Origin of the sequence: Gilliamella sp. Pra-s52 (assembly GCF_009795805.1) — a bacterium.
GTDB lineage: Bacteria > Pseudomonadota > Gammaproteobacteria > Enterobacterales > Orbaceae > Gilliamella.
Map to the genome: position 1 here is coordinate 1 of NZ_WTEY01000044.1, position 691 is coordinate 691.

At 33.9% G+C, this 691-nt stretch carries 1 protein-coding gene; it reads right to left on the reverse strand.

Annotation, left to right across the window (positions count from 1 at the left end; all coding sequences use genetic code 11):
* Window positions 1-35: 35 nt before the first annotated feature.
* Window positions 36-691 (reverse strand): tetratricopeptide repeat protein (locus tag GQ594_RS11865; protein ID WP_160413188.1); only part of this gene is annotated, 656 nt, incomplete at its 5' end.

Genomic DNA, 691 nt, shown 5'->3' on the forward strand with positions numbered 1-691 from the left:
CATAACATTAAAAGAAAAATGGCACTTAGGTGCCCTTATTCTTCAAGTGGAGGATAACCTGGCCAGTAATTTTCAAATGGTAGCTCTCCCATAGTAATGGCATATTTACGCCAAAGTTGGGCTTTTGCAATATCTTGTGCTTCACCTTTATAATAATAGCTTAAATAAGTCATGGTTTGGTAATAACCTTGTATAGAATCTTTTATTAGGTATTGTTCTTTTAATGGTGTAATTTCACCCACTGTTTCACCTAATACAATTGACCAAGTTGGTCGTTGCCAACTATACATTGATCCAATCCCATTCCTAAAATACAGTCGGTAAATATTATTAAAAAATTTAAACTTTTCAGCAATATAATCTTCATCACTGGAATCCGTTATTAGAAATTTTTGTCGGCGTGATTTTTTATAATCTTCAATTTTAGCTTTAAGTGAGTATTTTTTATAATTTTCGTTAGTTTCAATACGCCAGATAACATCTTCTAGATTATTATCTGGCATAACACGAAAAGCCTGCACCAAAGTGTCAAAACCTTTAGGTATATCTTGCTCAGTGCCAAGACCTTGCATATACATAAAGGCCAGTGTTTTAAGCGCTGGGGCACAGTTTTGTTTAGCGGCTTTTTGATATAACTCAAAGGCCTGCTTTTCATCTTTTTCAACGCCGATACCGAATAAATAAAAATAAG